The organism is Pelotomaculum schinkii (genome assembly GCF_004369205.1).
Classification (GTDB): Bacteria; Bacillota; Desulfotomaculia; order Desulfotomaculales; family Pelotomaculaceae; genus Pelotomaculum_C; species Pelotomaculum_C schinkii.
The window spans coordinates 439,822-464,861 of the sequence record NZ_QFGA01000003.1 but is presented as its reverse complement, the minus strand read 5'-3'; the positions used below and the strand labels follow the sequence as shown (position 1 = coordinate 464,861).

At 49.9% G+C, this 25,040-nt stretch carries 27 protein-coding genes; 9 read left to right on the top strand and 18 right to left on the bottom strand.

All coding sequences use genetic code 11. The features are described 5' to 3' along the window. Positions 1 to 68 precede the first annotated feature (68 nt). Positions 69 to 1,952 (bottom strand): PAS domain S-box protein, encoded by a 1,884-nt coding sequence (locus tag Psch_RS18515; RefSeq protein ID WP_190259265.1) that lies wholly within the window; start codon positions 1,950 to 1,952, stop codon positions 69 to 71. Between the two features lie 199 nt (positions 1,953 to 2,151). After that, positions 2,152 to 2,280, bottom strand: coding sequence for a hypothetical protein (locus Psch_RS21490; RefSeq protein ID WP_282432484.1), 129 nt, complete (start codon positions 2,278 to 2,280; stop codon positions 2,152 to 2,154). 396 nt (positions 2,281 to 2,676) lie between these two features. Between Psch_RS21490 and Psch_RS18510 the strand changes: the two genes are divergently transcribed. Both Psch_RS18510 and Psch_RS18505 read left to right on the top strand, forming a co-directional pair. After that, positions 2,677 to 2,844 carry an alpha/beta-type small acid-soluble spore protein gene (locus tag Psch_RS18510; RefSeq protein WP_134218140.1) on the top strand — a complete coding sequence of 56 codons (168 nt, stop codon included), beginning with the start codon at positions 2,677 to 2,679 and terminating at the stop codon, positions 2,842 to 2,844. Positions 2,845 to 2,947: 103 nt separating this feature from the next. Continuing rightward, complete coding sequence (locus Psch_RS18505) at positions 2,948 to 3,394, top strand: MgtC/SapB family protein (protein WP_190259264.1); 447 nt, start codon at positions 2,948 to 2,950, stop codon at positions 3,392 to 3,394. Positions 3,395 to 3,408: 14 nt separating this feature from the next. Here the strand turns inward: Psch_RS18505 and Psch_RS18500 are convergent, their stop codons facing one another. Then, positions 3,409 to 3,690, bottom strand: a complete 282-nt coding sequence (locus Psch_RS18500; RefSeq protein WP_190259263.1) for a hypothetical protein — start codon at positions 3,688 to 3,690, stop codon at positions 3,409 to 3,411. A gap of 190 nt (positions 3,691 to 3,880) precedes the next feature. Between Psch_RS18500 and Psch_RS18495 the strand changes: the two genes are divergently transcribed. Together Psch_RS18495 and Psch_RS18490 are read left to right on the top strand one after the other, a co-directional pair. After that, entirely contained in the window at positions 3,881 to 4,495 is a 615-nt protein-coding gene (locus Psch_RS18495; protein WP_190259262.1) for a DUF47 domain-containing protein, read from the top strand. A gap of 10 nt (positions 4,496 to 4,505) precedes the next feature. Next, complete coding sequence (locus Psch_RS18490; protein ID WP_190259261.1) at positions 4,506 to 5,507, top strand: inorganic phosphate transporter; 1,002 nt, start codon at positions 4,506 to 4,508, stop codon at positions 5,505 to 5,507. 8 nt (positions 5,508 to 5,515) lie between these two features. On the opposite strand, the gene Psch_RS18485 is transcribed toward Psch_RS18490, so the two are convergent. Further along, the gene (locus Psch_RS18485; RefSeq protein WP_190259260.1) at positions 5,516 to 6,028 is read right to left on the bottom strand and encodes a gamma carbonic anhydrase family protein; all 513 of its coding nucleotides are present in this window, start codon (positions 6,026 to 6,028) and stop codon (positions 5,516 to 5,518) included. A gap of 183 nt (positions 6,029 to 6,211) precedes the next feature. Between Psch_RS18485 and Psch_RS18480 the strand changes: the two genes are divergently transcribed. Together Psch_RS18480 and Psch_RS18475 are read left to right on the top strand one after the other, a co-directional pair. Then, a complete protein-coding gene (locus Psch_RS18480; protein ID WP_190259259.1) occupies positions 6,212 to 7,546 on the top strand; it encodes a GAF domain-containing sensor histidine kinase in 1,335 nt (444 codons plus the stop codon). Continuing rightward, positions 7,546 to 8,217: a response regulator gene (locus tag Psch_RS18475; RefSeq protein WP_190259258.1), complete on the top strand. Its 672-nt coding sequence runs from the start codon at positions 7,546 to 7,548 to the stop codon at positions 8,215 to 8,217. Before Psch_RS18480 ends, Psch_RS18475 begins: the two co-directional genes overlap by 1 nt. A gap of 232 nt (positions 8,218 to 8,449) precedes the next feature. Here Psch_RS18475 and Psch_RS18470 read toward each other — a convergent pair whose 3' ends face one another. Next, positions 8,450 to 9,235, bottom strand: coding sequence for a CoA-transferase subunit beta (locus Psch_RS18470; protein WP_190259257.1), 786 nt, complete (start codon positions 9,233 to 9,235; stop codon positions 8,450 to 8,452). Positions 9,236 to 9,275: 40 nt separating this feature from the next. Beyond that, positions 9,276 to 10,337, bottom strand: coding sequence for a CoA transferase subunit A (locus Psch_RS18465; RefSeq protein ID WP_190259256.1), 1,062 nt, complete (start codon positions 10,335 to 10,337; stop codon positions 9,276 to 9,278). A 1,088-nt stretch (positions 10,338 to 11,425) separates the two neighbouring features. On the opposite strand from Psch_RS18465, the gene Psch_RS18460 reads away from it, so the two are divergent. Together Psch_RS18460 and Psch_RS18455 are read left to right on the top strand one after the other, a co-directional pair. Next, positions 11,426 to 12,439 carry a CoA transferase subunit A gene (locus tag Psch_RS18460; protein ID WP_243124214.1) on the top strand — a complete coding sequence of 338 codons (1,014 nt, stop codon included), beginning with the start codon at positions 11,426 to 11,428 and terminating at the stop codon, positions 12,437 to 12,439. Positions 12,440 to 12,452: 13 nt separating this feature from the next. Then, the gene (locus Psch_RS18455; RefSeq protein WP_134218131.1) at positions 12,453 to 13,259 is read left to right on the top strand and encodes a CoA-transferase subunit beta; all 807 of its coding nucleotides are present in this window, start codon (positions 12,453 to 12,455) and stop codon (positions 13,257 to 13,259) included. Positions 13,260 to 13,470: 211 nt separating this feature from the next. Here Psch_RS18455 and Psch_RS18450 read toward each other — a convergent pair whose 3' ends face one another. The 8 genes from Psch_RS18450 to Psch_RS18415 all read right to left on the bottom strand — a co-directional run bounded on the left by Psch_RS18450 (position 13,471) and on the right by Psch_RS18415 (position 21,535). Beyond that, the gene (locus tag Psch_RS18450; RefSeq protein WP_190259255.1) at positions 13,471 to 14,796 is read right to left on the bottom strand and encodes an L-lactate MFS transporter; all 1,326 of its coding nucleotides are present in this window, start codon (positions 14,794 to 14,796) and stop codon (positions 13,471 to 13,473) included. A gap of 418 nt (positions 14,797 to 15,214) precedes the next feature. Further along, positions 15,215 to 15,526, bottom strand: a complete 312-nt coding sequence (locus Psch_RS18445) for a hypothetical protein (RefSeq protein WP_190259254.1) — start codon at positions 15,524 to 15,526, stop codon at positions 15,215 to 15,217. 23 nt (positions 15,527 to 15,549) lie between these two features. Next, a complete protein-coding gene (locus Psch_RS18440) occupies positions 15,550 to 16,254 on the bottom strand; it encodes an ABC transporter ATP-binding protein (protein WP_134218128.1) in 705 nt (234 codons plus the stop codon). A gap of 3 nt (positions 16,255 to 16,257) precedes the next feature. After that, positions 16,258 to 17,025 carry an ABC transporter ATP-binding protein gene (locus Psch_RS18435; RefSeq protein WP_190259253.1) on the bottom strand — a complete coding sequence of 256 codons (768 nt, stop codon included), beginning with the start codon at positions 17,023 to 17,025 and terminating at the stop codon, positions 16,258 to 16,260. Between the two features lie 234 nt (positions 17,026 to 17,259). Next, a complete protein-coding gene (locus tag Psch_RS18430) occupies positions 17,260 to 18,162 on the bottom strand; it encodes a branched-chain amino acid ABC transporter permease (protein WP_190259252.1) in 903 nt (300 codons plus the stop codon). A 5-nt stretch (positions 18,163 to 18,167) separates the two neighbouring features. Next, positions 18,168 to 19,055 (bottom strand): branched-chain amino acid ABC transporter permease, encoded by an 888-nt coding sequence (locus tag Psch_RS18425; protein WP_190259251.1) that lies wholly within the window; start codon positions 19,053 to 19,055, stop codon positions 18,168 to 18,170. A 252-nt stretch (positions 19,056 to 19,307) separates the two neighbouring features. Continuing rightward, positions 19,308 to 20,483 carry an ABC transporter substrate-binding protein gene (locus Psch_RS18420; protein ID WP_190259250.1) on the bottom strand — a complete coding sequence of 392 codons (1,176 nt, stop codon included), beginning with the start codon at positions 20,481 to 20,483 and terminating at the stop codon, positions 19,308 to 19,310. Positions 20,484 to 20,641: 158 nt separating this feature from the next. Further along, on the bottom strand, positions 20,642 to 21,535 hold the full coding sequence (locus Psch_RS18415) for a DMT family transporter (protein WP_427910124.1): 894 nt from the start codon (positions 21,533 to 21,535) through the stop codon (positions 20,642 to 20,644). A gap of 139 nt (positions 21,536 to 21,674) precedes the next feature. Between Psch_RS18415 and Psch_RS18410 the strand changes: the two genes are divergently transcribed. Then, complete coding sequence (locus Psch_RS18410) at positions 21,675 to 22,421, top strand: epoxyqueuosine reductase (RefSeq protein WP_190259249.1); 747 nt, start codon at positions 21,675 to 21,677, stop codon at positions 22,419 to 22,421. 266 nt (positions 22,422 to 22,687) lie between these two features. Here Psch_RS18410 and Psch_RS18405 read toward each other — a convergent pair whose 3' ends face one another. The 4 genes from Psch_RS18405 to Psch_RS18390 all read right to left on the bottom strand — a co-directional run bounded on the left by Psch_RS18405 (position 22,688) and on the right by Psch_RS18390 (position 24,929). Next, the gene (locus Psch_RS18405; protein ID WP_190259248.1) at positions 22,688 to 23,128 is read right to left on the bottom strand and encodes a C-GCAxxG-C-C family protein; all 441 of its coding nucleotides are present in this window, start codon (positions 23,126 to 23,128) and stop codon (positions 22,688 to 22,690) included. Positions 23,129 to 23,207: 79 nt separating this feature from the next. Continuing rightward, positions 23,208 to 23,552 carry a DUF503 domain-containing protein gene (locus tag Psch_RS18400; RefSeq protein WP_427910123.1) on the bottom strand — a complete coding sequence of 115 codons (345 nt, stop codon included), beginning with the start codon at positions 23,550 to 23,552 and terminating at the stop codon, positions 23,208 to 23,210. A 13-nt stretch (positions 23,553 to 23,565) separates the two neighbouring features. After that, positions 23,566 to 24,195, bottom strand: coding sequence for an HAD family hydrolase (locus Psch_RS18395; protein WP_190259247.1), 630 nt, complete (start codon positions 24,193 to 24,195; stop codon positions 23,566 to 23,568). Continuing rightward, complete coding sequence (locus Psch_RS18390) at positions 24,192 to 24,929, bottom strand: metallophosphoesterase (RefSeq protein WP_190259246.1); 738 nt, start codon at positions 24,927 to 24,929, stop codon at positions 24,192 to 24,194. The genes Psch_RS18395 and Psch_RS18390 overlap by 4 nt, the downstream gene beginning before the upstream one ends. Positions 24,930 to 25,040: the final 111 nt, after the last annotated feature.

Genomic DNA, 25,040 nt, shown 5'->3' with positions numbered 1-25,040 from the left:
ATTACTTCATATCACCTTTCATATCCCCGCGCTTAATTACTGCCTATTCACTATTGACAATGCAGTAATCAGCTGGAAGCCTGATTGACCACCTTCAGCTTCAATAGAGTCATGGCAAAGAGCAGACCTGCGGCAAAGGAGGAGCGGGTGTTCACGTTGGACAGATCGACGCCTAATTGGGCGAGTGTCCGGGCAATCGCCGGGCGGATTCCGGTCAATACCACCTCCGCCCCCAGCAGGCGCACCGCGCTGATGGTTTCGAGCAGGTGCCGGGCAGTTTTCGAATCGATGGCGGGAACGCCGGTAACATCAAGCAGGGCGACAGATGAACTCGTTTGCACGATCTTCTGCAGCAACTGCTCCATCAGTTGCTGCGCCCGCATACTGTCCAGGGTGCCGATCAGGGGTACGGACACAATGCCTTCCCATATCTGTATGACTGGAGTAGAAACCTCGAGGATTTCCTGGGCCTGGCGGGAGATAATCTCCTCGGCCCGCTTGCGCTCTTCAATTTCCACCCGCAGCGCCTGGTTGAGTTTCTCCAGCTCTGCTGTCCGCTCTTTTACTCTTGCATCCAGTTCTTCATGCGACTTTCGCAAGGCTTCCTCCGCCTGTTTGCGCCTGGTGATATCCTGCCCCTGGGCGATGGTGGCGACTACTGTCGTGCCGTCCTCCGCAAACAGGGTGGCCGAATTCCAGAGCACCGTCCGCACCGTTCCGTCAACACGGGCGATGGCGATCTCCACGACCTCCCAGCGCTCGCCGGACGTTGTGCGGCGGATCAGGGCCATCGATTCATCTTTTTGTGCGGCGGGGAAGAGGATCTCCAAAGATTTGCCCAAAACCTCATCAGCGCTGTACCCGGTCAAGCGTTCGAAGGCCTGGTTGAAACGAATTATTTTATAATCCGGATCCCACACGATAATCGGGGCGTTGGCATAGTTGAGCAGGTTTTCCAGGTAAGCGTTCGCCTCCCGGAATGCTTCCTCAGCCTGCTTGCGTTGCGTGAGTTCTATATTTAATTCGGTAGTCCGCTCCGCGACTCTGGCTTCAAGGACATCATATGCCCTTTGCAGCGCCTCTTCCGCCTTCTTGTGCCCGGTGATGTCAATGCCCATCTCCATGATGAGAGTGGAACCGTCAGCATCAGTGAAAGGATAGTCGAAAATATGGTAATTGCGGCCATCCGGGCCGGTCCACTCCCACTCATGCGGCGTCATGGTCTTCAGGACTTCATAGGTTTCGCAGATCTCGCAGGGTTCGCTGCGTCCAAACAGATACTCAAAACAGCGCCGGCCGTGAGACTCGCCGAAGCGCTCCCGGAAGAAGCGGTTGGCAAAAGGCACATGATAATCCGGAGTTAACAGTACAAGGTAAGCAGGCAACAGCTCCAGGACATCATTGAACCGCTTCCGTTCGTTTACTACTGACGCCTCGGCCCGTTTGCGCTCTTCAATTTCCGCCAGCAGTACCCGGTTGAGTTTTTCCAGTTCGGCTGTCCGCTCCTTGACTCTTAACTCCAGTTCTTCATGCGACCTGCGTAATACCTCCGCAGCCTTCTTGTGCTCGCTGACATCAACAGCGGCCAGAACGGATTTTTTGGTACCCGGAATCAGATCAGTGGCAACATAGGTATCGACAAAACTGCCGTCTTTGTGGACAAAGCGCACCTCATAATCACGAGGTACGCTGGCAGGATCAATTCTTCTCAGCCGGTGATAATTATTGACCTTGTCTCTATCTTCCGCTGCGCAAAGTTCAGCCAACTTTTTTTTGCCTTCTATTTCCTCTTTGGAATAGCCAAAGAGCGTCACAAACTCCGTATTAACACGAATTATAGTGGCATCTTCTTCTGCTATGGCAATGCCGGAGCCGCAGATTTCAAAGATAGAGCGATATTCTTTTAATTCTTGGAAAATTTCCTCTTTGGTCTTCGATTCATCGTTTTGCATGCTGCCCAATCTCCTTCATTTTTTTATCCAGTCAAAGGGAGTGTTTTATCACTGAGCCCTAATCTTGCCCCCGACAGGACATGCGCCTTTTTACAATGTTAAGCTTACAGTATTGTTAACAATGATCCGTTTACGGTTTATATCCTAATATTAATTCAATAGAAGAACTAGATAAGACTGGCTAGATTGCTGCCTATAACTATGTCAGGTCCAGGTTGTTCTTCCAACTAATCATGCATTTGACAAACACAATCAGATCCCCTTTGGAGAAAAAGTCATTGCTTGTCGAAAGCAAAATTATTTCATTACCGGTCACAAAATTTGACATCTTTAGAAGGCTCCACTTTTTATGCTCATACTACACTAGTGTTGCATAAAAACCAAAGGCTCTTGTAACCATAAAGTTTTAAGTCTTGCAACATATTATCACCAAATCGTCGGAGGGAAGCTGTATGCGACTTGATTAAATATGGACTATACGGTATCCTGATTCATGTCTATTCTCCTTAGTTAGGGATCAGAGTTGCTTACTATAATCTCTATTATAAGGAGTTTTTTATCGATACACCATAATATTTCTGGAAATTAGCCTATTTTAAGCAAATTCAGGTATTGACAATATGTATTTATTAATACAATAAGTAAATTTCCCAGGTCTAAACCTTATTGAAATAGAAATAATAATAACGGCTGTCGTTCTAACTGAATAAGGGGGTTGGGCTAAATGAGCAGAAGGCGTGGAGGAGTTATGTCTGAAAGGCTGAAGTTCGAGTTAGCCGACGAACTCGGTGTTGGCGACGTGGCGCGCAGGCAGGGCTTTGGTGAAGTTTCTTCCAGAAACTGTGGCAACCTGGTCCGGCTTGCCATCGAACGTGCCGAGCGAGCTTTTTAGGGAACGATAGCCAAAATTAGGATGCCCCGCCGGGGCATCCTTTTAATTAAAAATAAATACATGTAGAAGAATCATAAAAATCGTCAAAACGGGAGAGATGGGTATGCCTATCGATGAAAAACAAATTGCGTTGAGACTGGTCCTGGCCTTCCTGGTGGGCGCCGTAATCGGCGCAGAAAGAAAAATCCGGCACAAGCCTGCCGGATTGCGAACACACGCCCTGGTAGGGCTGGGGGCCGCCCTCTTTACCATCATTGGGGTTTATGGTTTTTTTGAATTCAGCGGAGCGCCTTACTACCGGACTAACATGGATCCCGCCAGAATTGCCGCCCAAATTGTGGTGGGGGTTGGTTTTATCGGCGGCGGTCTCATTTTTAAAGAAGAAAACAAGGTCCAGGGTCTAACCACGGCAGCCAGTGTCTGGCTGACCGCAGGCTTGGGCACCGCCCTTGGGATGGGGATGTTTGTGACAGCTCTAGTTGCAGCCGTACTCGGATTTATCGGCCTGCGGTTGAATCTGAAGTCCCTAGGTGGTGAAGAATCCAACTAAAAGCGGTTGGAGTACTACCTGGTTTCGCAGGTATTTAGTTCATCGGCGTCATCGATGAGGCACAGCGATTCAACTTTCACTCCACCTATTCTGTTTAGCTCGGCCTTAAAATTTTGCAGTTCTTCTTCGGAGGCTTTCATGGTCACATTAATAAGCCCGCGGTCACAGTCGGAATAAGGTATACCGCTCCGGTGTAAAATCAGTTTGCCATACTTGGATAAAACCTGTTGGACTTGCGGCGCCTGCTGAGATTTTTCGTTTATTAAAAGCCCGGCAATACAAATATCCTGTTTCAAATAAGACAGCTCCTTTTAATTTTTCTTGCCATGCAAATATCATTATCAGTTTTTGACAAAATTATTGTTTTATTAAAAAATTTTATTTATTACCTGGCGGTAAAATATTAACACAGATTTAACATTACGTTCCCGGCGCTTATGATAAGATACCAGTATGAGACAAACATCCCCAAAAGAGGTGCTGTAGATGTTTCAAACCAGGAAAAAGGATACTTTTTATGAATATTTTATACTGATAGCTAAAAACCTGCAAATGGCTTCCAAAATATTCCGGGAGGAGATTTCCAACCTGGGCGACACTGAAAAATTTGCCGTCCAGGTCAAAAACCTTGAGAATATCGGCGACCAGTACACCCATGAAATCATGTTTGCCTTGAACAAAAGCTTTATAACGCCCCTTGAGAGAGAGGATATACTTGGACTAACCATCAAGCTGGATGACGTGCTCGACCTTATTGAAGCTTGCACCTGGAGGTTTGAGCTTTTCAACATCGTTGAAACCGACGAGTACATGAAGCTTTTCTCCAAAAATATTGAGATGTGCATTGAAGAAATTGTCGAGGCGATCAGGCATCTGGGTGAGAAAAAATTACAGGATATGAGCAAGCATACCCATAAAATTAACGACCTGGAAAAGGTCGCCGACGACCTGTTGCGAGATGGGTTAAAAACACTGTTCTCTACTTGCACCGACCCCATCGATATTATCAAGAAAAAAGAAATTTATAATATGATGGAAGAGATCACGGATGAATGCGAGGACGTCGCTGATATTTTAGAAAGAATCATGATGCGGAACTAAGGAGTCTTAAATGTCTGAAATAAACCTGATCCTGGTTATAGTCGTAGCGCTGGCTTTATCTTTCGACTTTATCAACGGTTTTCACGATACGGCCAATTCCATCGCCACTTCTGTATCGACCAAAGCGCTCACTCCGAGGGCTGCCATCGTCCTGGCCGCATGCATGAACCTTTTAGGCGCCCTTTCCTTCACCGGGGTCGCCAAAACCATCGGAGGCCAGATTGCCGACCCGCTACAACTCGAACATGGTATATACATCGTCGTCGCCGCCCTGGTTGCCGCCATTGCCTGGAACCTCATCACCTGGTATTACGGCATTCCCAGCAGCTCCTCCCATGCCCTGATCGGTTCTTTAACCGGCGCCGTAATTGCCTCAGCCGGGCATAACGCGGTGAATTTCGGCGGCTTTATTACTGTTTTGAGCGCGCTGCTTTTCTCCCCGCTGATTGCTTTCACCGTTGGCTACATCATTATGAGCCTGATCAGATTCATTTTTAAAAACGGGCACCATGCCAAATTAAACCGGCGCTTTCGCCTCCTGCAAGTGTTAACGGCCGCCTTTCAATCATTCAGCCACGGCACCAATGACGCCCAAAAAACGATGGGTATCATCACTTTTGCACTGGTGGCGGGTGGCTTCCAAACCACCCTTGACGTCCCCTTCTGGGTTAAATTGGTGTGCGCCGTGGCCATGGCCCTTGGTACTTCCGTAGGCGGCTGGAAAATAATCAAGACCGTAGGCTCCAGGATTATCAAGCTGGAACCAGCCAACGGGTTTGCGGCAGATTTAAGCTCGGCCATGATTATCATCCTGGCCACCCTGATCAAAATGCCTGTCAGCACCACCCATGTTATTTCTTCTTCAATTATGGGAGTAGGTTCGGCCAAACACTTTAATTCGGTCCGTTGGGATACAGCGGAAAGAATGGTGATCACCTGGGTGATCACCTTGCCGGTCACGGCCCTGCTGGCCGGCTTAGCATACCGGGCGGTGGCAGTCGTCTTTTTGTAAAACAGTGTTTATTCCAGCAGTCTGTTGTGTATTTCAGCCAGATTTTGATACCTGCCGACGGCGCCCCGAAACCGTTCATACTCCCCTTCCTTCAACTCCCTCACCACTTTTGCCGGAAGTCCCATCGCAAGCATGCCGGCAGGTATGCGCTGGCCCTGCAGCACCAGGGACCCGGCTCCTACTACGGCCCCTGCCCCCACGTGAGCGCCATTCAGCACGATCACACCCATACCAATGTAGGCGTCGTCTTCAATTGTACAGCCATGTAGAAGAGCCCGGTGCCCTACTGTTACCCGGTCTCCTATGACCAGCGGAAAACCGGTATGCTCGTGCAGTATGGAACCGTCCTGGATATTCGTGCGGGAGCCGATTGTTATGGTATCGACGTCCGCCCTGACCACAGAGTTGTACCAAATGCTGGAGTTCGGCCCAATTTCAACCTTTCCAACCACAATCGCCCCCGGAGCTATAAACACTGTCTCATCAATCTTGGGCTTAATCCCGTCATATTCATAAGGCATATAAAAACCTCCCGGCAATACTATTAGTCTTTTTACTATTATCCCCTTAAACTCCGGGCTGAGCAAGTTATTGCTCCTCTTTCAAAAGTGCGAAATCTTTTGAAAACTGCTATAATAAAAGGAATATATAAATTATATTATTGACTGAACAGCTTTTTTATGATCTGAGGGGAAGGATTTGAGATGAAAAGCGACAACCGGAAAATCAAAACATCTCATGAAACCGCCCGGGTTAGCGGCAGGGAGGGTTTTAAGAGCGAACTTGGTGTAGACGAGCTCGATATATTACTTAACATAAGTGAAACTGTAACCTCAAATTTAGACCTTGATGAAATCCTCCACTGTGTACACGCTTACCTGCCCAAGCTGATCCCACACACCAAAAGCGGTATTTTTTTCTACCAGGAAAAGACCGGAAGAATCACGCTGCAATCAAACATAGGCTTAAGTGAGCGACTGGCAAAACTTTTTACTGAAAACACCGAGCAGAACTTCCTCTTTAAAAAACTGTTTGAAACCAAAAAAAGCTGCCGGGCCACCGATATCCTCACGGTCGAGGAAATAAAAAAGACCCTTTACTTCCAGTCCGCTCTTCGCCGGGAAGGGATTGGAGTACTCTATGGCATTGGCGCGCCTATTATTTTAGACGGTAACTTTATCGGGACCATCCAGCTCACACGTCCTGAAAGCAGGCGGGATTTCAGTCTCAAGGACCAGCGTATGCTGGAACTGGTTGCTCACCAAGTCGGAATAGCCGTGAAAAACGCCCTAACCTACGAAAAAGGCCTAAAGGAAAAGGAGCACCTGATCACCGTCCTCGAACAAAAAGTTAAACAAGCGGAAAGGCTGGCCGCCCTCGGCAGGGCAGCCGCGATTATCGCCCATGAGATCAAAAATCCTCTTACCTCCATCCGCCTTTCTCTCTATTCAGTTGAAAAAAAAGCGGCCTGGCGGATGGATTTCAACGAAGATCTGAACATTGTCAAAGAAGCTGTGGAGCGTGTCAGCCGCACCACGGAGGACCTGCTGCATTTTTCCGGTAATACCACCCTGTTAATAAAAGAAATTGACATAAACGAGCTCTTAAGAGACCTTGTAACCGAGCATAAGAAACACTTGAGCAGCCAAATGATTATTGAAACCTCGCTGCACAAACCCACACCCCTGGTCCTGGCCGACCATGAAAAATTAAAAGAAGCCTTCAGCAACCTTTTGTCCAACGCCATTGCCGCCACTGAAAGCGGGGGTACCGTACGTGTATCAACCGACCCCTCTTTTGACCGGGTCGTGGTCACCATTGAGGACTGGGGTGACGGGATTTCACCCGAAATCCAACAAAAGATTTTCGACCCTTTTTTTACCACCAAGCAGAGCGGTACCGGCCTCGGGCTGGCCATTGCCAAAAAAAACATAGAAGCTCACAGGGGCGTCATTGAAGTTGAGAGTGAACCGGGTTGGGGCACTAAATTCAATATAACCCTGTTTGTTCAACATCCCGGACGGAACGGAGTGGTCTAATGAATGAGTTCCTGGTCAACGAGATCAGGCTGCTGCTGGTCGATGACGACCCCCTGGTGCGCCGCAGCCTGCGTATGCTCTTCGAACTGCATGATGTGACCATCGCAGGAGAAGCGGCCAACGGGGAAGAAGCGGTTGAAGCTGTGGCCAGGCTAAAGCCCACCATGGTGCTTATGGATGTGAATATGCCGAAAATGGACGGCATCCAGGCGGCCAAAATAATTAAGGCCAAACACCCATCCGTCCAGGTAGTTATACTAACGGTGCACAACCAGCACGACAAGGTGGTCCAGGCCATACGTGAAGGGAGCTCCGCCTACGTTTTAAAAGACAGTTCTCCCGAGCAGCTGATCGAAATTGTCGAAAGCGTTGCTGAAGGACGATATTTTGTTGATACCACTATCGCCAACGAACTGCTGGTTAACCTGGTGCAGGGGACCCCGCCTCAGCAGGCTCAGAAGGAACCTTCCCTCTTGACCTGCCGGGAAAAAGAGGTCCTGCAGCTGATTGTCAACGGCTTGAGCAATAAGGAAATCGCCTCCAGCTTAAAGATCACTTTACGCACCGTCAAGGCTCATGTCAGCAGTATTTTAACGAAGTTAAACGTGAACGACCGCACCCAGGCGGCGGTCCTGGCCATCCAGGAAAAGTTTTTAGATACTAACAATTGACCGGGCCAAAAAGGCCATCTTGCCGGAACGAATCCTACTACGGCGGCCTGTAGTCAGTCATGCTCGTTGTATTCAGCCAAAAAAATCGCGCCTTTTGCCCAAGGCGCGGGTGAGTAGGGGGTAGATTACCTTTTTAAAACAGCTAACGGAATAATTCTATATTGTTATTCCGCGGTACTGCAGGTTTATTTCGTTAGAAACATCACCTCCTCCAATATTTACGTCGCCGCAACTATTTTTTTATAACTCGTTTAAGGAAATAACCCTCGGCGTCGATCACATCCCGGAGCAGTCTTAAGTCCTCATCCGTGGGTTCAGCCATCTCCTTGACATCCGGCGGAATAATTAACTCAAAGTCCACCAGGTCCTGGATATCCTGAGGTGTCCTCCCCGGTTTTACTTCAAGCAGTTTCATACGTTTTGTTTCCTGGTCAAAACCAAAAAGGGCCTGGTTGGTAATGACCCGGTAGGGACCGGAGCCCATCACACCGGCTTTCTCCCGGTAATCGCCGGCGCCGTCGCCAAAGCCGATGCTGGTGACAAAGTCCAGCTTCTTCACGAACCTCCTTTTTTCCAGCGCCATAATAGCAATGGTTTTCTCGCAGTTGGCCGCCATGGCGCCGGCGCCGCCGCTGCCCGGAAAGCGGATGTTCGGTTGGTCATAGTTGTGCCCTTCAATGGTAGAGCAGATGTTGCCATACATATCGACCTGCGCTCCTCCGATAAAGGCGTAGTCGGCGTAGCCCCGTTGCGTGATTTCAAATACCGCGCACAGCCCCTTGAGGTAGCAGGCCTTGCGAGCCGCTCTGGTGTCTCCGACTGAAAGCGGCATGCCCATTTCAAGAATAGGCGCCATCGATCCCGCTTCGTAAATCATATAAAGGTTGGGCGCATGGGTAAGCTGAGCGTGCATGGCTGCAATGATCGGCAGGCCGGTACCCACAAAGACGATTTTTTCGTCTTCAAGAACCCTGGAGCCGGTATAAGCTATCATCTCAAATGGAGTGTATTCGGACATTTTTTTACCTCCTATTATCTAATTTGCCGGTTAGCCAAGATTAGGTCAGGATGATGGGCTGGCCGCCGTCCAAGTCTTTTAAATCCTTAAGAGCTTTGTACCCGATTTTCTCAAGGGTCTCGTCAAAGGTCTGGCAGCTGAAGATATACTCATCGTAGTACTTCTGGAGCCCTTCCTTGTTGCCGGTCTTGCGGAAGTCCTCGCAGAGGCTGCGGAACATTTTCAGGTGATCCATGTCAAACCAGTAGTTGCCGTAACTCGCTCCAGGTGTAGCTCCAAAAGGCACTTCGGTCACTGTGTCTACAGCGGGATATGGAATTTCGGTCAGGTTGGGATAGGACCTGATGTTTTCAGTCGGGATCACCTTTTCCGTCGTCATGATCGTGTAGGTAGCCGCCATCGCGATCTCGGGGCAGGTGCAATGCGCCCCAAAAATCCTGGCATTGCCGTACATATCAGCTGCCGTGGTATGGACGATGCCGACATCGGGATGGCAGGCCGGCAGCAGGTAAACGTTCTTGCCGCTAAAGGGACATTCGATCATCTTGCCCCTGTTAATCAACTCCATATCTGAACCGCCGTGGTCCCTGACCGGGATAAAAGGTATCCCCATGGCCGCGGCTTTAAACCTGGCGGACATACCGTAGTTGGTGTAATCGTCCATCTCGATCATTCCATTGGTGGTCAGATAGCGCACCATGGGGGCAATGCCGATAATTTCATACCCCCACCAGGCCAGCTCCACCCGCTTGATCGAAACCCGGTCAGGATCGAGGATCATCGCTCCTGCCAGAAGCTCGGGACAAATTGAGTTGGACTGGAAGGAAAGGGTCAAATCTTTTGCCCCGTGTCTGATGATTTCATGTATGATAGCTACGGGAACCCTGGTGTTAACAAAACCGCCAATTCCGATGTTAATCCCGTCCTTGATAAACTTGGCTACCGCATCCTTTAAAGTGTGTCTTTTATCGCGCAGACCGTGCGACTTATTGACCATTATTTTTCTGGCTTCGTCGGGGGTCGGACCCCAGTATTCAAACTCTTTTTCCTTGTACTCCAGAGTGGAAATATTTTTAATTTTAGAGCTTACATTGTTTGTCATTTTTTTGCCTCCCTTTAAAAAACTTTTCTAATATCCAGCCCACTTCCCCATTCCAGCAGACTTACCAGGCCACCCCCTCTCAGCTATTAGCCGCCTTACGGTATCTGCCCATCTAATAATGAAGGAAATTACGGATAATCATATCGGTTAATCTCTATATGCGCTCCTGTTCCTCAAAAGCATGCTCATGCTCAGGTTTTTCGGGCTATAAATAATCCTGAGCCAAAGATAATACTTGCTGCAAAACGATCTTATCAATGTTTTAATATTCTGACAATGTATCCGGCGTCCTAGTCCTCATGGTCAACCGGTTAGTTCCTCTCGTTCTATAAGACAATCTATTTATACTTGCAGGGTACACAAGATATTCCTTGATCTGGGGTGATAACCTTTACTGCAAAACAAGAAGCCGGTTATTCATAGCCATTTATTAACTTCTCACCCATGGATTGTATCTAAAGTACTAGTCCCAAAGATAGATCCATACTGTTCCTTCAGACAATGGTCTATTGTTTATAAGAACGATAGAATTTGCTTGTAAGGAAGGTGGAGAAGGTTTAAATCTAAAAAACTTTTGTAGAAAGGAAAGGTTTCTGGCTGTTTACATCTGGCATAAATTGGCACACCAGGTTAAAAAGGTGCTGGCGGCAGGTAACCATAAACAACATATAGTATTTAGTGGGGGGTTCCAAATTGTTAATTAAAATATAGAAATATATTTCTTTCATGGCACAAAGTCCATGACCGTGACGTTCATGCTGCTGTCAACCTGAAGGATATGCAAGAAGCGTTGCCCGAAATTTGAGCGCCGGAAGTTCTTCGGGAATTTAAGCCTGTAAAGCTCCCTTTCGACGGGGATGGGAAACCATCTAGTCACGGGTCGATGATGCAGGAATTTCGGAATAGAAATATTTTTCTATGAAGAAAGGAACGTAAAGTATCTGTTGTATTATAACCTGTTGTTAAGTACCAGACTGCCGTGCCACAGCTCCCAAGAATTCATGTAAACAGCGTCCCGGTTCGTCGGCGGGAGTAAATCTGTGCAAATTTTGGATGCCCGGATTACAGAAACCAGGGGGAGAGAGCCAATGATTGAATGGACAGGCCTATCACCGGATGAGGCCAGACAGTTCCTGGCAAACAAAGATAAATCCAAAAGAGACAAAAGAATGAGCCTCAAAGAGGCCGTGCAAAAATTTGTCAAGGATGGAGACAATGTCGGCATTGCTGGTTTTGTTAACGCCCGGCAACCAGTTGCAATCGTACATGAGATTATCAGGCAGGGAAGAAAAGATTTAACCCTTTCTTTCCAATCCGCCGGACTTGCGCCTGAATATTTGGCCGGAGCTATGGCTTTGGACGAAAGCAAAAACAGTATCAAAAGAATGGAATTTGCCTACTTCGCACACGAAGCTTTCGGTATTTCCCCGCTTTTACGCTACCTGGCTGAAAACAATAAGGTGGAGCTCGAAGACTGGAGCAACTACAACATGTCCGCCCGCTTTAAAGCAGCCTCCATTGGCTTGCCGTTTATTCCTTGCCGCAGTCCCCTTGGCAGCGATATGCTCCAAACCAACAGGGCCAAGGTCATTGAATGCCCCTTCACCGGGCGGCCGATTATGCTCCTGCCTGCCTCACACCCGAACGTTGCCCTGGTGCACGTTCAGGAGGCTGACATCTACGGCAATTGCCGGATCCAGGGTCCGTTATTTACCTGTCCGGAAATTGCCATGGCTTCCGCGCACACCATTGTTACCTGTGACCGCCTGATCGAGCACGACGACATGACACGGTACCCGAACCGGGTCAGCATACCGTTCTTCAGTGTCGACGCCGTCATTGAAGTGCCGTACGGAGCTTACCCGGGCAACTCCAACGGACTCTATTACTTCGACGAAAAACACACCGCCGAATTCAGGGGAGCCTGCGAGAAGTTACGTAAAGGGGATCCTGCTCCGCTCCAGGACTACTACGACACCTATATATTTGGAGTAGAGAACACAACCGAATTTATCAACAAGCTTCCGCTCAGCCAGATTCAGTATATTCAAAAAATCGAGCCCGGCATTCGCCTTGATGCAGGCTACACGGTATTAGGTTAGGGGGTGGCAATAAATGGCAAATTATTCTGAAGACTTTACTCCTCAAGAGATGATCGTAGTCGCTGGGTCGCGAACCCTGATTGATAATAAAGTAGTGTTCGCCGGCACCGGCCTGCCTATGGTGGCCATTACCCTGGCCCAGTTGACGCACGGCCCCGGCATCGTCCCGGTATTTGAGGCAGGCGCCGTCGGTCCCGAGCTTTCCCGCGGCCTGCCCCTTTCTGTGGGTGGATCCAGGACCACATACAAGGCCAACTACCTGCTCGGCCTCAACTCAGCCTTTGAGCTGACCCAACGCGGCTTTTGCGACTTCGGCTTTATCGGCGGCGCTGAGATCGACCCGTATGGCAACCTGAACTCCACCATGATGGGCAAGTTTCCGGAAAACTACCAGAAGCCCAAAACCCGTCTGCCCGGCAGCGGCGGCGCCAGCGATATGGCCTGCTCCTGCGAGCGCACCATCATTATCATGGTACACGAGCCGAGACGTTTCGCAGAGAAGATAAATTACATCACCAGCCCCGGCTACCTGGACGGTTCTCCCAACGCCCGTTGGCGCGCCGGCCTGGTCGGACAGGGCCCCTACAGGGTGATCACCACCAAAGCCCTTATGGGTTTTGACGATGAAACCAAACGGATGAAACTAATCGCCACCATGCCCGGCGAAACGGTTAATAGCGTACAGGAAGCCACCGGTTTTAAACTGATTATTCCCGATGATGTTTACGAATTTGAGCCTCCGACGGTAGAGGAAGTCCGTTTAATCCGGGAAGTTATTGACCCGCAGGGTTATTTCGTTAGAAAGAAAATCAAAGAATAATATACTTATACCTGTATATTTATAAATAGCCCCCTACTTTAAGGCGTCTTGAGAGAAGGCGCCATTTTATTTTTATGTCAAAACAAATTTGCCGGCCCGTCGGCCTGTGGTCTTACGCTGCCGCTTCCTGGCGGATTTTTAAGCGACAAATAGCAGAACGCCCCGTGCAATACAGGACGCTCTACATGGTCTATAAACACCTTAATTGTTATTAGCTTGACAGGTGGGCGGACCCGGCTTTTGCATCTGCCGATAGCCTCTGCGGCTGTTTGGTTATGGCTAGAACTATAACACCAACCGCAACCAAAACAGCGCCTACCGTAAACGACATCATGTAGGTTCCAAAGATATCAAACATTCTACCGGCCAGTAAGTTCGCTACGAAGCCGGCAATGCCCCAGGAGGTAAACAGCAGGCCGTAGTTTGACCCCTGAGCCGTCGGGCCGAAGTACTGCAAACAAGTGGCAGGGAACAGGGTAAACATGGCTCCATAGTTCCAGCCAATGATAATGGCAACAACACAGAGGAGGAAAAGGGTTTTCCCAACCGGGAACAGGAGCAGCATGGCGGCTACCTGGAGGACAAAGGTTACCAGGAAACAAATCCTCGTTCCGGTCTTGTCGGCGATGGCGCCGATCAATATCCGCACCAGGGCGTTGGCGGCATTCAAGCTGCTGGTGGCAAGAGCAGCCTGCATGGCGATTTTAGCCGTCAATTCCTTGGGAAGGGCGCTTACTGCAACACCCGCGAGGACAGCCGCCTCTTTATTCATTTCATTAATCCCGTGGGCCGCCATAACCCCGATGACCATCAGCCCGGCAAATGAGCCGCAGAAGTAAGCCAGATAAAGCATCCAGAACTGGACTGTCCGGATCGTCTCGCCGAAGGTATAGTCCCTGCCCACCTTCGGCGCCCCCGCCTTAGGCGCCGGCGGGTTCCAGCCGGCCGGCTTGTAGCCGGGCGGAGGGTTCTGCAGGCACAGCCCGGCAATAATAGCCATAAAGAACATTGCAATACCGACATACTTAAATACGGGCAGCGCCCCACCAAAAGAGTTGATCATGCCGGTAGCCAGCGGACCCATGATGAACGAGCCCAAACCGAGGCCGACCACTGCGATACCGGTAGCCAGCGCCCTCCGGTCGGGCCACCATTTGGGCGCGGTGGAAATTGGCGGAAGGTAGACCAGGCCGCCGCCAAAACCGGCGATAAGGCCGTAGTAGAGGTATAGTTGAAATTTGGTCTCGATAGTTGAAGTCAGGAAGAAGCCGATACCAACGATAGCTCCCCCGATAACAACTACCGGCCTGGGGCCGAATTTATCGCTTAATTTTCCCGCAGGGAATGTCATGAGACCGAATATAAGCACGGCAATGGCGTAAGCCAGTGATACTTCAGCAGCTGTCCAACCAAACTGCGCCCTCAGGGGCTTGATAAAAACACTAAAGGCATACAGCAGCAAACCACAGGTTGTACTGCCCAGCAATCCACCCAGTAGAGGAATCCACCTTGGCAGCGTTGCCTTTTCAACTGACATAATCTCACTCCCTCTCAATTTTTCGCCAAGTCAGTATGGACCCTGTTACCCAACAATAAACAAGATGTGAGATAATTCCATATTTTTCTCATGGCAAGCGCTTGTTGATTACTTTCCTTTTTTACCACCCCCCTCTCGCCTAAAAATAAAAATAATGGTTGAATGGGCGCAAATTACAAACCGACACTACGTTCCGTCATTGCCACATGATCGTAAAAACCCCATGTGGCAGGCCGGAGCCGGTTCTATACCCCCATTAACCATTATAAGAGGATGGTATTTTTGACAAGCGGCCTGGCAAAGTGACCGTCCTACCAACCTCAATTTATTATATTCAACCGCCTTTTAAAAATTCCTTCTATGTAAAACTAAAAATTCAAAAAATTATTTACTTTTAGTTAATTTACATTTCGTCCGATTAATTGAGCCGCCCCCTAATCTTGTTGTTGATTTTTTCAACCAGATAAATAGTGTTCAACTCGTGATAAGCCTGGATGATCACGCTTTCCACCGGACCTTCTACCTTAAGCAGCCGGTGGTTGACCTCAAAGCTCAAACCGCAGCTATCCTGCAGTTTGGCATTAACCGACTCCAGAATTTGACCTCGCATCTCCAGGTCGCCAAGTCCATCCCACCTGGCCGCAGCGCTGTTTAAAGGCTCCAGGTTGGTGGACTGCCCCAGGCATTCCAGAAAAATAGTCCTGAAAGAATCAAAATCGGGCCTTTTCACTTTTCTACCCTCCTGCACTTTCGTTACTCACCGAGATAAGCTTTGCGCACTTCCGGATTACGGGCCATCTCGGCGGCCAAGCCTGAAAGTACAATTTGACCTGTTTCCAGTACATAAGCCCGCTTGGCAATAGATAGCGCCATGTTGGCATTCTGTTCCACCAACAGTATGGTCATGCCCGACCGGTTGATTTCAGTAATAATCGAAAATATCTCTCTCACCAGCATCGGCGCCAGCCCCATGGAAGGTTCATCAAGAAGGAGCAAGCGGGGCCTGGACATCAAGGCCCGACCCATAGCCAACATCTGCTGTTCTCCCCCGCTCAAGGTTCCAGCAAGCTGATTTTTCCTCTCCTTAAGGCGCGGGAACCTCTCAAAAACACTTTCCAGCGATTGCCTGGTTTCCTGTTTGTTCCGTGTATAGGCGCCCATCTCAAGGTTTTCCAGCACGGTCAGCCTGGTAAAAACACGCCGCCCCTCCGGCACCTGAGATATTCCCATGGAAACGATTTGGTGGGGTGACGCTTTATGCAGTGACTCATCCTGGTAAGAGACATTACCTGACTGGGGCCGGACCAAGCCGCAGATGGTTTTTAAAGTAGTGCTTTTTCCGGCCCCGTTGGCGCCGATCAGGGTCACCACTTCACCCTCCTCCACGGTAAAGGAAATACCTCTTAAGGCCTGGATACCCCCATAAGAAACGGTAAGGTTTTCAACAGCCAGGAGCATCCTCTAAACCACTTCCTTCCCAAGGTAGGCGGCAATTACCGCAGGGTCGTTCTGAATTTCCGCCGGCGTGCCCGAAGCAATTTTCTGCCCGTAATCCAATACGTCCACACGGTCGGAAATACTCATGACGAATTTCATATCGTGCTCTACCAGCAGGATAGTAACGCCCATCGTCCTGATACGCTGCAGCATCTGCATTAAAGTCTGCTTCTCCAGCGGGTTCATCCCGGCAGCCGGTTCGTCCAGCAGCAAAAGCAATGGTTCAGCCGCCAAAGCCCTGGCTATTTCGAGCCGCCTCTGCTCACCGTAGGAAAGGTTCTTGGCCAGCTCTTCCCTTTTGGGGGTCAGGTCGACCACATCCATAACGGCCAGGGATTTTTCGATAATAATTCTTTCCTCTTCCTTGAAACCGGACAGCCTGGTTAGCGCCCCGATTATTCCCGCCTTGCTGCGGCAGTGACAACCTATTCTAATGTTATCAATAACAGAGAGGTTTTTAAAAAGACGAATATTTTGGAAGGTCCGCGCAATGCCGCGGGCTGTGATGGCGTATGGTTTCATGGTTGTGATATCAGCGCCCTTAAATAGCACCTTGCCGCCGGTAGGGGGATAAATACCGGTAATCACGTTGAAAACAGTGCTCTTACCGGCCCCGTTGGGTCCGATTAAAGCCACCACCTGACCTTCCTCCAACTGAAGGCTGACGTGGTCAACAGCGATCAAACCACCGAAACGGATGGTTACGTCTTCCAGCTCCAGTAATAAAGACATAAATGCACCTCAGTAAATAATTCCTTTTATACAGGGTTTATTTAAAAACATCTAATTTAATCCAACCGACATCGTTTAGGTCGTAAGGCGTAGGGCGTAGTATATACTGCATTTCTTTTAGGTCTTCTTGAAGGCCGTCATATATCTTAAGCACTAACATCCTGCGCTAGTATTTTACGCCTTACGCCCTACGGCCTACGACCTGGTCCAACATGCCTATAGAAAATGCAATGTTTATATGCCTTCAGCATTATTACTCTCTACAGACTTGCGCTTATTCTTGATTTTTTTGTACAGCCGGGCAAAATCCACCCCGCCCAGCAGGCCATGGGGGCGGAAAATCATCATCAAAACCATCAGGGCGCCGTAAATTAGCATCCTGTACTCTTGAACGAACCGCAAAAATTCAGGCGCCAGAGACAGGACAGCCGTACCAAGAATAGCCCCCGGAATACTGCCGAGTCCGCCCAAAACCACGTAGTTCAAAATCTCAAATGACCTTGCAAAACCAAAGTCCGCTGGATTGAGATACTGCATCATGTGTGCAAAAAGGGAGCCGCTGATCCCGGCAAAGAAGGTCCCGAGAGCAAAGCCTTGTATTTTATAGAGAAGTGGGTTGATACCCATGGACTCGGCGGCAATTTCATCCTCACGGATAGCGGCCAGAGCCCGTCCGAAGCGGGAATTCTGGATGCGGTAGAGACCCCAGATGGTCAGCGCCACAACAATATAAACAATTAAAATATTTGTTTCTCTGGGTATACCGCCCAGCCCGCCGGCTCCTCCCGTGATTTTCATGTTAATAAATACCACCCGTACAATTTCACCGAAGCCCAGGGTGGTGATTCCCAGGTAATCTCCGGTCAACCGGAGGCTGGGAAACCCCAGAAGGACACCCCACAGGGCTGCCATCAGCCCGCCGGCAAGCATGTTCAGGATAAAGGGGGTGTGCAGGTGGATGGTCATCAAAGCTGAACTATAGGCGCCTATGCTCAAAAAGGCAGCGTGCCCGAAGGAAAACTGTCCGGTAACACCTGTAATCAGGTGCAGCCCCAGGGCTGCAATCAGAAATATGCCCATCATGGTTGCAACTTGGACGTAATAAGGGTTGGTCAACACATTAACAAAGGCTTCCATAAACCCTACACCTTCCTTTGTATCGGAAGGCCCAACAGGCCTGTCGGTTTAAAAAGTAAAACCAAGATCAGGAATCCAAAGGCTATCGCCTCTTTATAGGTGTCAAATCCCGCGGCAACACCCATTACCTCGGCAATCCCGAGGAATATTCCACCCAGCATGGCTCCCGGAATACTGCCGATTCCCCCGACCACCGCCGCGCAGAAGGATTTGAGACCGACACTCACACCCATAAAGGGATGGATTGAATTAAAATACATGCCCACCAGTACACCGCCTGCTCCGGCCAGAGCCGCGCCCACCGCGAAGGTAAATGAAACAACACGATTGACGTTGATGCCCATTAAGCTGGCGGTTTCATAATCTTCCGAGGTGGCCCGCATGGCCTTGCCGATCCTGGTGTATTTCACGGTAAATTGCAGGAACACCATCAAAAGGCTGGCCATGACTAATATGAGGACCTGGACTGTGGAAAACCTGACCGGCCCCAGTACGTAAACAGTATCCTGAATTACCTGGGGAAAAGCCAGCGGGTTCGGGCCGCCTTTAATCAGCGTAATCAGTGTCTGCAGAAAAATGGAGACCCCCAGGGCGGAAATCAGGGGGGCCAGCCTGGTAGATCTGCGCAAAGGACGGTAGGCGACTCTCTCAATAAGAATTGCCAGCGGAATGCAAACCAGCATGGCAGCGAGGATTGCAACCATAAAATTGACTTTGTACACAGTTACCATAATCAGGCCGGTAAAAGCCCCGATCATGTAGACCTCGCCATGCGCAAAATTAATAAGTTGAATGATACCGTAAACCATGGTATAACCCAGGGCTATTAAGGCGTAAGTGGAGCCCAGGGTCACCCCGTTAACCAGCTGCTGCCAGAACTGCTGCCAGAACATTCTACTACCTCCTATTGCTTCAAGAGCCCATCCGGGACGGCAACTGTCGAAAGGACCTTTGCTGCACGAATACCCGTGTAAAAATTAAAATCAGCCGCGGCCTGCCAAGGGCCAGCGTCAGGATTTCGAGCCTTATTCAAATAAGGAACGTCCTCCGGTAACAGTTGTACTTTGGCAGGCCCGCGACCCATATGGCAAACGATCTCTATCTAAAGGACTGTTCGCTTTATAGTTATAGCGCCGTCGGCGGCATTATTGTGTGATGGGGATAACCGCTTTGACCGCAAAAGCCTGTCCCTTCACCTCTTGCAGGTAGACCGGGCTCTTGATCGGTTCGCGCTTTTCGTCGAAAGTAATCGTACCGGTAACGCCTTGCCAGTCCTTGGTCTGAGCGAGCTTATCCTTGAAAACGGTGGGATCGCTGCTATTGGCCGCCTTCATGGCGTCTGCCAGGAGCATTACCGCGTCATAGCCCTGAGCGGGGAACATGTCGGGCAGGGCATTGTTGTTCTTGGCTTTGTATTTCTCAATGAATTCTTTGGTCTTGCCGGTGGCGTTCTGGGTGTCCACCGCAAAACCGGCGTAAACCATACTCCCCTGAACGGCATTTTCGCCCAGTTCGTAAAGTTCTTTACCCAAGAGGCCGTCACCTCCGGCCATCACCTGGTTGAGCCCCTGCTTGCGCATTTCTTTCATGAACAGAGCGCCCTCGGTATAATAGCCGGTGAAAACCACCCCGTCAAATTGTTTCTGGCTGAGGGCCGTGACCTGGGCGCTGAAGTTGGTGTCCTTTTCCATGATGCTCTGTTCGGCCACAATTTCCATACCATACTTGGCCAGCGCCGGTTTAAAGATACTGGTCAGCCCTTCGCTGTAGGAAAGGCCGGTAGTTGTAACCAGGGCTACTTTTTTCCACTTGAGATCTTCGGCTAAATATCTGGTCACCGCCGGCGCCGCAACCGCGTCAAGCAAGGTATCGCGGTATATGTAGTCACCAATTTCAACAACTCCCGGGCCGACAGCCCCTGCCGAGAGCAGGACAACCTTGGCCGGTTGGCAAATCTGGGCGGCCGATTTGGTAATACCAGTGGTCGGGTCGCCGACAATGGCAGACACCTTCTGGGTGATCAGCTTTTGCGTAACGTTAGCGGCCTCACTGCTGTTGCTGCCGTGGTCTCCCTGGACGATCTCCAGTTTTTTGCCGTTAACCCCGCCGGCGCTGTTGATGTCGTCGACGGCCATCTGCATCCCTTTCAGAGTTTCAATTCCATAGTGAGCGTGTCCACCGGTCAACCCCCCCAGGAACCCAATCTTAATGGTGTCTCCACCAGCCGCCTTGGGTGTCTCCTTGGCGCCGCCGCAGCCGGCAGCCATCAAGGCTAAGGCCAGCAAAGCCACCAGGACCAATAGATACCTGTTTTTTTTCAAAACCCTTTTCCCCCTTTTTTTAAGATTAAATCAATCTGCCGGGCGAACACTCCCGTGCCTCGTTGATTCATTGAGTAACTTAATTTCAACATTAACCGGTTTTTATCCTTCTTTCCCGGTAAAACCATGATGTCGTTGATAATAAATAAATACAGTAGTCACTTGCCACGTGAAGCAGTAATAAAGATATAGAGCCCCGCTATAATGGCAAGCCCTCCTGTTATTTGCAGCGGTCCCGGGACCTCTTTAAAAATAAAATAGGCCATCAGTGTGGCTCCGACCGGTTCACCCAGGATACTGACAGAAACCACCGCTGCCTTCACATAGCGCAACGCCCAGTTGAAAACGGTATGCCCAAATATGGTGGGCACCACGGCCAGGGCCAGAAACCAAACCCAGTCCATAACCGGATATGGGAACAGCGGCGTACGGCTAGCCAGATTAATCAGGAGTAAAAAGAATGCCGAAGTACCATAAACGAGAAAAACATAGGGAAAAAGGGAAAGCCTGCTCCGCAGGCTGCGCCCGATCAGGATGTAGAGGGCTACCATAAAGGCGCCGCTAAAGGCCAGTATATCTCCCCACAAAGCTTGTCCGCCAGCCTGAAAGTCTCCTAAACCAATGATAACGCTGCCGGACAGCGCTGCGGCGCCCCCGGCCAGGCCACGCAGGGGAATCTTCTCCTTGAAGAAAAAGAATCCGCCGGTTACTACAAATAGCGGCTGCATGGTAACCAACACAGTGGAACTGGCCACGGAGGTGTACTGAAGGGAGGCAATCCACACAGCGAAATGCAAAGCCAGAAAGGCCCCGGCCAGTGTCGCCATCGCCAGATCCCGCCCGGGTATCTGCCTGAGCTCCCGGCGCCCGGAGGAGTTCAGCGCCAGCGGGGTTAGCAATAACACGGTAAAGGCCAGCCGGTAAAAAGCTATCACATTCGGCGGAGCAAAGGCTAGTTTTGTAAATATTGACGAAAAAGCGGTGGCAACCACCGCCAGTATTACAGCCAGATAGGGGTTAACAGCGGGAGTTTCCAGTTTCAGTACTTGCACCTCCGATATATCATTTGAATGAAAATAATATTCTCCGGCCGCAAGCAGTCTCCTTTTATTTTGTTATAATATTGAGAAACGGCCTCTCCTTTAAGGCACCAAGGCAAAACTCCTTATTAAGTAGGTGATTACAGACTGTATGAAAGACCTCATTGAAAACACGATTAACAGAGTCATTACAGAAAACCAATTGGGTGGTCAGACTGCCTACCGCGCGCCGCTATTGGGTTATGCGCAAGCGGCCGACCCCCTTTTTCAACAGCTGAAAACTGCCGTGGGTCCCGGCCATTTGCTGCCAGATGACCTGCTGCCGGAAGCGGCGACTGTGCTGGCCTTTTTCTTGCCGTTCACCAAGCAGCTGGTTGAAAACAACCGGGAGCATCCTTATGTGGCCAGATCCTGGGCTATAGCCTACATCGAAACCAACGCTTTGATCAGCTTGTGTTGTAAGGAAATTGCAGCTACCCTCGCCAGTAATGGAGTGAAAGCAGCATGGCAGCAGCCCACCCACAACTTTGACCCGGTACAGCTTTGCTCCCGCTGGTCCCATAAACACGTGGCTTACATCTGTGGCCTGGGGGAATTCGGCCTGCACCAAATGCTGATTACCGCTTACGGCTGTGCCGGCCGTTTCGGCAGCCTGGTCATCGACCTGCCTCTCTCCCCATCACCCCGTCCGGCGGTGCAGCGATGTCTTTTTTACCTTCGGGGGAAATGCCTGGCTTGCGTTAAAAAATGCCCCTCCGGGGCACTGACCACAAAGGGACTGGACAAGCAGAAATGCTATAACTACCTCCTCGAGGTTGACTCCTTTTACAGTGACCTCGGCGTGTGTGACGCCTGCGGCAAGTGCGCCGCCTGCGGCCCCTGCGCGGTGATTGATTGATGAATTTTTCGCATAAGAAGCACTACCTCCGGCCATAATAGAAGCGCGGGGAAGGTGTCCGGTAAACAGCGTCTGCGTCTGACCACCTGCCTTGGCCTTCAACGGTGAGGGACCGCCGGCGGGACAGGTATTCATGGATGGCAAAAGCCGGGGGCTGCTCCCCGTTTAAATGCAAAGCCGGCAAGCAGGGGGACGGTTCTTTTGCTTCCGTTAACATTATAGAAAAAAGACGGCGTTTTTCAGGCGCCGCCTTTTTTCTGCATCCTTTAGGCCACCAGACCTTTTTGAATTAGATATTCCATTAATAGCTTCCCGGTGTTGCCGGTAATTTTAAGACAGTTTTTGAGATGTTCGGGTGTGTCAAAAGAATGGGGGTTCAGAGCGCGGCAGCAGGTCCCGCCAAAACGCTCGTTAAACAGATCGTGGTACTCCCGGGCGGCTTGATAGCTTACCTCGCGGTCCTCCTGGTTACTGGTCCGTCCAGTAAAAAGGCTGATGATCATTTCCGCTGAGCTTAAAGCCCCGCACATGCAGCCGGCGTGACCGAGGCCACCGCCAAAACCGGTAAACATTTTAACCAGCCCCGCATCCAGCTCCGGGGCCACGAGATCCCGGAAGGCGAGGAAAATGGATTCCGAGCAATTATACCCCTGGCGAAAATAATCCCCGGCTTTGTTTCTGGCAGCTGAAATCAGCTCCTGACTCATAATATGCCCCCCCGTAAAGAAATATTTTACAGAGTCTTCTACGAAGACAGCAGCATATCCTCCTGCCTCAAATCGACAGTTAAAGCAACTCGGTTTGATAGTCGGTGATCAGGACCGTACCCTGGCGCTCTATGAATCTTACCACCGCCGCTAAAACCTGGTGGACATGAGCCTGCTCACAGCTGACGAAAGAAACACCCACCACGGAGCGCTGCCAGGTGTCCTGTTCGCCTACTTCGGCAACTGATACGTTAAAGCGGGCTTTGATCCGGTCGATAAGGCCTTTTAGCAATCTTCGTTTCTCCTTTAGGGAATTTGCTTCACCAAGAAAGAGCTCAACCGTCAATAATCCCACGATCAATCTGTTATCCTCCAGTTCCCGCCTTGATCCATAACTATCTACCGGGCGCGTTTTATATACCAAAGGTCCCTCCAAGTTATAGATACTCCTGAAGTTCCTCCCAGCTTGCAAGTATGCCGTCAGGGCTGAGTTTCTCCAGTTCCGTACGGCTGTCGAGTCCCCAGGCGACTCCCAAAGTAAGGCATCCTGCGTTTTTCCCGGTGAGGATATCATAACTGCTGTCCCCAATAAAAATAGTCCTTTCAGCCTGCGCATGCAAGGTTGCCAGAGCTGTTAAGATGGGTTCCGGGTCAGGCTTATGTCTCGCCACGTCGTGGGCGGTAATCATCACATCCATGTAAGCGTCAAGCCTGGTAAAGGCAGCTGTCCTGGTTGTGCCGGGCTTTCCCTTTGAAGTAACGATGCCCAATCGAATCCCCTGGCTTTTAAGACTTTCCAGCATCTCCAGTGTGCCTGGGAAAAGGCGGGTATAGAGGTCATGGTCCCGGTGGTAATAGTACTGGTACCGCTCTTCAAAAGCAGGGGCCGCTTCACCCACAAAGCGGCGTCCGATATCTTTCAAGGGGAGGCCGATCATTTTCACGACATCATCATTTCCCCATGGTATGTCCATTTCCTTGAATACATGGCGGTAGGTACGTACTATTAAAGGAAGTGAATCCACCAGAGTACCGTCCAGGTCGAATAAAACTGCTTCAGTATTCATATTAAGCCCTCGTCCTTTATTAATACAGGCGCGAAATGCAGAAAGTCCGCACTGGCCAATTGGAACTTTATCCCCCAGGCGCGGCCTGGAAGCCGAAGCCTGGTTGCCGCTCCGTGTAAATGGCCGTAAACCACGGTGTTTACCCGGTAATATTGAAACATTTCAATAAATTCATTCTTCTCGTGGCGATCATTAACAGGCATAAAATGCATCATTACAATAATTTCCTTACCGGCAGGACCAGCGCTCTTTAAGGAATTCTCCATCCTTATTAACTCCCTGCGGTATATTTTAAGGTCATGGTCACTGAAATATTCTGCTCCCGGGCAAAGCCAGCCCCTTGAACCACAAAGCGAAACATTGCCGACCTCAGTATGATCATTCTGGAGCAATCTCATGTTTGGAGGCAGCGCTTCGCGCACACGTGAAAGACTTTGCCACCAGAGATCATGGTTTCCTGGTATACCCACAATGGTCCCCGGCAGTAAGCCCAGGAAATCCAGGTCGTAGCGCGCCTCGCTCAGTTTCATGGCCCATGAAAAATCACCGGGTATTAGAACAATATCTTCATTATTTATTATCTTAACCCAGTTGTCATATATTTTTCGGTAGTGTCCGCGCCATTCCGCCCCGAATATATCCATCGGCTTGTAGGTTTCGACATCATCCCAGCGTAACGGGTCAACCGGACGGCTGAAAGAAAAGTGCATATCACCTATGGCGTAAATTTTCAAATTCTCCCTCCCTATATTACCATTAAATATAACCAAAAACCTGGAATTAATATAGTAGGGGAAATAAAAAAAATATGTCCTGTTGTCAGGCTAAAGATTTATTTCAGGGCA